Below are 5,699 nucleotides of genomic sequence, written 5' to 3' on the forward strand. Positions count from 1 at the left end.
GGGCTCGGCCGCGGACGCGATCGCGCCCACCGCCGCCGCCTCGGCCGCCCGGCTGCCGAGGTTGGGGCTGATGCTCGCGACGTAATTCACCGTCTCGGTCGGCAGCGAACTGCCGCGCGCCACATAGGCGTCCATCCGCCCCGGCCCCGCGTTATAGGCGGCGAGGAAGCCCGGGCTGCCGTATTTATGGTAAAGCTGCCGGATATAGGCGGTGCCGGCCATGATGTTGTCGTGCGGGTCATACGGATCGGGACCGAGGCCGTAGCGCGCCGCAAGCTCGGCATAGGTGCCGGGCATCACCTGCATCAGCCCCGCCGCACCGGCCCAGGACGTGGTCGGCCGCCCGTTCAGATACTGATGCCCGCCGCTTTCCTGATGCATCACGGCGCGTATCCACTGCTCCGGCACGTGGAACCGCCCGCTCGCCTCGTGGATATACGGCCCCCACGGGTCGGAGGCCGAGCCCGGGCCGCCGGACCCGCCCGCGCGCGCGCCGGTCCAGCCCGTCGTCGTCGCGCGATGCCCGCACCCGGCCAGCAGGCCGAGCGACAGAAGGGCGACCAGCGCCGGCCGCGCCGCGCCGCGCCCTGGCCCGCGTTCCGTCCGCATCGGCAATGCCATCGGGCCGCCTCTCCCGCTCTCAAACCTAATCAATAGGTTACGCGATGTTATTATGACGCGGTCTCGCGCCGCCCGCGAGTGCCCTCTTGCCTGCGCCCCCGTCCTGTCCGAAATCGAGGGCGGGCTGTTGCGTCGGCACCACGCCGGCGCGCGGCGGCACGCGAGGAGGGACGGCCATGACGGATGCCTGCATCGTCGGCTGGGCGCACAGCCCGTTCGGCAAGCTCGAGGAACCGGACGTGGAGGGCCTGATCGGCCGCGTCGCCCGCGCCGCGATCGAGGACGCCGGCATCGCCCCCTCGGAAATCGACGCGGTGTTCGTGGGCCTGTTCAACAACGGCTTCGACAAGCAGGACTTCCCGTCCTCGCTCGTCCTGCAATCGGTCCCCGAGCTGCGCTTCAAGCGCTCCACCCGCTACGAGAACGCGTGCGCCACCGGCAGTGCCGCCGTCCACGGCGCGCGCGACTGGCTCGCCGCCGGGCGCGGCCGCTTCGCCCTCGTCGTCGGCGCGGAGAAGATGACCGCGACCCCCACCGCGCAGGTCGGCGACATCCTGCTCAATGCCTCCTACCGGCGCGAGGAGGGCGACATCCCGGCGGGCTTCGCCGGCGTGTTCGGCCGCATCGCGGAGACGTATTTCCAGCGCTACGGCGACCAGTCCGACGCGCTGGCCGCCATCGCCGCGAAGAATCACAGGAACGGCGTGGACAATCCCTATGCGCAGATGCGCAAGGACCTCGGCTATGATTTCTGCCGCAACCTGTCGGAGAAGAACCCCTACGTCGCGCAGCCGCTCAAGCGCACCGACTGCTCCCTCGTCTCCGACGGCGCCGCCGCCCTGGTGATGACGGACGAGGAGACGGCGCGCACGCTCCGCCGCGCCGTGCGTTTCCGCGCCGCCGTGCAGGTCAACGACTTCCTGCCCATCTCCCGCCGCGACATCACGCAGTTCGAGGGGGCGCGCGCCGCCTGGGCCCGCGCTTTCGACGAATCCGGCCTCAAGCTGGGCGATCTCTCCTTCGTCGAGACGCATGACTGCTTCACCATCGCCGAGCTGATGGAATACGAGGCGATGGGCCTCACGCCGCCCGGTCAGGGCGCGCGCGCGGCGCTGGAGGGCTGGACGCAGCGCGACGGGCGCCTGCCGGTCAACCGCTCGGGCGGGCTGAAGTCCAAGGGTCACCCGATCGGCGCCACCGGCGTCTCCATGCACGTCATCACCGCCATGCAGCTCGCGGGCGAGGCGGGCGACATGCAGCTGCCGAAGGCGGATGTGGGCGGCGTGTTCAACATGGGCGGCGCCGCCGTCGCCAACTACGTCTCGATCCTCGAACCGCTGCGCGCATGATCCCGACGGCGAACCTCGCGGCGCTGCTGCTGCACGCCGCGCGGCGCCACCCGGACGGCCCGGCGCTGATCTGGCGCGACCAGACCTGGCGCTGGGCCGACTGTCTCGACCGCGTCACCCGCGCCGCCGCCGGGCTGCGCGCCGCCGGCATCGAGGCCGGCGACCGCGTGCTGATCCACAGCCGCAACTCGAACGCGATGTTCGAGAGCATGTGGGCGGCCTGGATGATCGGCGCCGTCTGGGTGCCGACCAATTTTCGCCTGACCCCGCCCGAGGCCGCCTATCTCGCCGAAAGCTCCGGCGCGCGGGCGCATCTGATCGACGCGGCCTTCCCGGACCACGCCGCCGCCCTGCGCGCCGCCAATCCCTCCCACCGCCTTACCGTCGCCCTCGGCGGCCCGCTCGACGGCGCCGATGCCGACTGGGATGCGCTCGCCGCGCATCCGTCGCCGCTCGACACCCCCGTCGACGTGGACCGCGACCATCCGTGCTGGTTCTTCTACACCTCGGGCACCACCGGGCGGCCGAAGGCGGGCACGCTGACGCACGGGCAGATGAACTTCATTGTCGCCAACCATCTGTCCGACCTGATGCCGGGCCTGACGCATCGCGACGCCTCGCTGGTGGTGGCACCCCTGTCGCACGGCGCGGGCGTCCACCAGCTCTCGCCCGCCGCGCGCGGCGCGCCGACGATCCTGATGCCGAGCGAGCGTCTCGACGTCGCCGAGGCCTGGCGCCTCGTGGAGCGGCACCGCGTGACCAACATGTTCACCGTGCCGACCATCCTGACGATGCTCACGCGCGACGCGTCGGTCGATCAGTACGACCATTCGTCGCTGCGCTACGTCATCTATGCCGGCGCGCCGATGTACCGCGCCGATCAGATCCACGCGCTGCGCAAACTCGGCCCCGTGCTGGTGCAGTATTACGGCATGGGCGAGGTCACGGGTGCGATCACCGTGCTGCCGCCGCACTGGCACACGACGGAGGACGATCCGGCCTTTCCGCTCGCCTCCTGCGGCTATCCCCGCACCGGCATGGATATCGCGATCCTCGGCCCGGACGGCGCGGTGCTGCCGACCGGCGAGACCGGCGTGATCGGCGTGCGCGGCCCCGGCGTGTTCGCGGGCTATCACGGCAACGACGCGGCGACGCGCGACGCCTTCGCCCATGGCTGGTTCGCGACCGGCGACGTGGGACACATGGACGCGCGCGGCTTTGTCTATCTCACCGGCCGCGCGTCCGACATGTACATCTCCGGCGGATCGAACGTGTATCCGCGCGAGATCGAGGAGGCGCTGCTGCTGCACGACGCGGTCGCCGAGGCCTGCGTGCTCGGCCTGCCGCATCCGAAATGGGGCGAGGGCGGCGTCGCCGTCATCGTCGCCCGCGCCCCGGTGGCCGAGGCGGCGCTGCGCGCGCATCTGGAGGGCCGCCTCGCCCGCTACAAATGGCCGCACCGCTTCGTCTTCTGGGACGCCCTCCCGCGCTCAGCCTACGGCAAGGTCCCCAAACGCGACGTCCGCGCCCGCCTCATCGAACAGGGCGTCGGCTTCGATCAGGATGCGAGCGCGTAGCCCCACGCCGCGCCGGCCGCGACGCGCGCCCGTGCCGCCGCCAGCACCGGCCCGGTGACGACGAGCGGGGCGCAGCCATCCGCCTCGCGCGCGCGGGCGGAAAAGTCGGGATGCAGCGCGACCACCCCGCCGCCCGCGAAGCGTGCCCGCGCGCCGTCGTCCAGATAGCTCTCGACCGCCAGCCCCTCGGCGAGCAGCACGTCGTGCCGGGGCAGTTCCACATGATAATACGTGACGCGCGCCACCCGAAGCTGCGCGATGGCGCGCCCGTCGATCAGATGCTTCACCGGGATCAGCGCGCCGTCGATGAACAGCGCATGGTCGGGCGAGAGCCACAGCGGGCGCGCGGGCAGGCCGGGACCGAAGGCGCCGGCGGCGATGCGCACCGGCCACACGCGCTCGGGCCGCGGATGGCGCCGGCAATCGATGCCGCGGTGGCCGATCCAGACGACCGGCGCGGTGCGCCCGTCGGCAAGCACGACCACGACACCCGGCCGCAGCCGCTCGACCGCGCAGGGGCCGGCCTCGGTGCGCAGCCGCGTCCCCGCCGCGAAGCAGGGCAGCGCGTAGGAGAACAGCGTGCCGCCGCTGCCCGTGCCGCCGTTCTCTGTCATGCCATAGAGCGTGTCGTTGACATCGACGAGGGTGACGGTGGGGCCGATCCCATCCGCCGTGCTGAAAGTGTGCAGGGTCTGCAACTGCCCCGTGGTGATCGAATAGCTGAACAGGGTTCCGTTGTTCGACGACCCGCCTTCATAGGTGGTCCCGTACAGCGTGCCGCCGACATCCGTCAGGCCGGTGATCGGCAGGGCGCCGTCGGTGCCGTCGAAATTGATCAGGGTCTGGAATCCGCCGGTCGCCGGATCGTACGAAAACAGCGTGCCGTCCTTCGACGTTCCGCCATATTCGGTCGTCCCGTACAGGATGCCGTTCACGTCGGTCAGGCCGCCGAGGGGGCTTGCGCCGTTGACGCTGTCGAAGCTGACCAGGGTCAGCAGTTGTCCCGTCGCCGGATCATAGGAAAAGACCGACCCGCCGCCCTTCGCGCCGCCGCTGTAGGTCGTGCCATACAGCGTGCCGCCGACGTCGAGCAGGGTGGCAGACGGGTCCTGGCCGTCGGTGCCGTTGAAATCGACCAGCGTCTGCAACTGCGTCGTGGCGGGGTTGTAGGCATACAGCGTGCCCTGGTCGGTCGTCCCGCCCCTCAGTGTCGTCCCGTACAACGTGCCGTTGACGGCGGTGACGCCCGCCTGGGGGTCCGCCCCGTCCTTGCCGTTGAAACTCACCAGGAAGCTGGTCTGTCCCGTCGCGGGATCGAGCGAATAGAGCGTGCCGTCGCCGCTCGACCCCCCCTGGGAGGTCGTTCCATAGAGCGTGCCGCCGACATCCGCGACACTGGCCTGGGGCTGGTAACCCCCGCCTCCGACATACGCGAAACTGGTGAGGGTCTGCAGCTGACCGCTGCCGATGCCGTACGAAAACACGGTACCGAAATCGGCCGACCCGCCGCCGAATGTGGTGCCGTAGAGCGTCCCGCCGATATCGGGCCCGAGGCCGAACGGATTGTCTCCGTTGGCGCCGCTGAAGTTCACCAGGACCGTGTACGCGCCGCTCATTTCCGTGCTCCCGCTCGCTGGCATCAACACGCGCAGGCACCGCGCCGCGGAGCGGCGGTAACGCTTCCGCCGCGCCGCCGTGCGGGAGTATGATCCAGCACGGCGGGAGCGGGCCAAACACGGTTTCGGCAGCACCGCGCCCCGACGGGCCGCCGGGCGGCGTCCGGGGACGCGGCACGAGCGGACCTGTGTCGAGCGGGGCGAACATGGCGGATGTCGTCGATCACGGCACGGCGGCAACCCACGCGGGACCGGTCGCCCCGGTGGCATCCACGGAGGCATCCACGGAGGCATCCACCCCCGGATCAGCCACCCAAACCGACGCCGTCGCCGTCCTGCGCGGGCAGGTGACGGAACTCGCGCGCAACGGTGTCACGGGCGCCGCGATGGGCTATGCGGGCGGGCTCTGCATGGCGGCGGGGCTGGCCTTCACGCGCGCCGACTGGCGGCCGCTGATCGGCCTCTGGCTGCTCTGCCTCGCGCTGCCCTACCTCGCCCACCTCGTCCTCGCCCGCCGCGCGCCGGGCGCGATCGCC

At 71.2% G+C, this 5,699-nt stretch carries 5 protein-coding genes; 3 read left to right on the top strand and 2 right to left on the bottom strand.

What is annotated here, in order from left to right; genetic code table 11:
* A partial coding sequence (locus B8460_RS11120) for a lytic transglycosylase domain-containing protein (RefSeq protein WP_199445617.1) occupies positions 1 to 621 on the bottom strand: 621 nt, incomplete at its 3' end.
* 176 nt (positions 622 to 797) lie between these two features.
* On the opposite strand from B8460_RS11120, the gene B8460_RS11125 reads away from it, so the two are divergent.
* Both B8460_RS11125 and B8460_RS11130 read left to right on the top strand, forming a co-directional pair.
* Complete coding sequence (locus B8460_RS11125; RefSeq protein ID WP_048861668.1) at positions 798 to 1,970, top strand: acetyl-CoA acetyltransferase; 1,173 nt, start codon at positions 798 to 800, stop codon at positions 1,968 to 1,970.
* On the top strand, positions 1,967 to 3,547 hold the full coding sequence (locus tag B8460_RS11130; RefSeq protein ID WP_048861669.1) for an acyl-CoA synthetase: 1,581 nt from the start codon (positions 1,967 to 1,969) through the stop codon (positions 3,545 to 3,547). Before B8460_RS11125 ends, B8460_RS11130 begins: the two co-directional genes overlap by 4 nt.
* Here the strand turns inward: B8460_RS11130 and B8460_RS11135 are convergent.
* A complete protein-coding gene (locus tag B8460_RS11135) occupies positions 3,529 to 5,163 on the bottom strand; it encodes a choice-of-anchor tandem repeat GloVer-containing protein (protein ID WP_052945220.1) in 1,635 nt (544 codons plus the stop codon). The two genes, B8460_RS11130 and B8460_RS11135, sit on opposite strands and share 19 nt — an antisense overlap.
* 206 nt (positions 5,164 to 5,369) lie before the next feature.
* On the opposite strand from B8460_RS11135, the gene B8460_RS11140 reads away from it, so the two are divergent.
* A partial coding sequence (locus B8460_RS11140) for a hypothetical protein (RefSeq protein WP_048861670.1) occupies positions 5,370 to 5,699 on the top strand: 330 nt, incomplete at its 3' end.

It is taken from the genome of Acidisphaera rubrifaciens HS-AP3 (genome assembly GCF_000964365.1).
GTDB classification, from domain to species: domain Bacteria; phylum Pseudomonadota; class Alphaproteobacteria; order Acetobacterales; family Acetobacteraceae; genus Acidisphaera; species Acidisphaera rubrifaciens.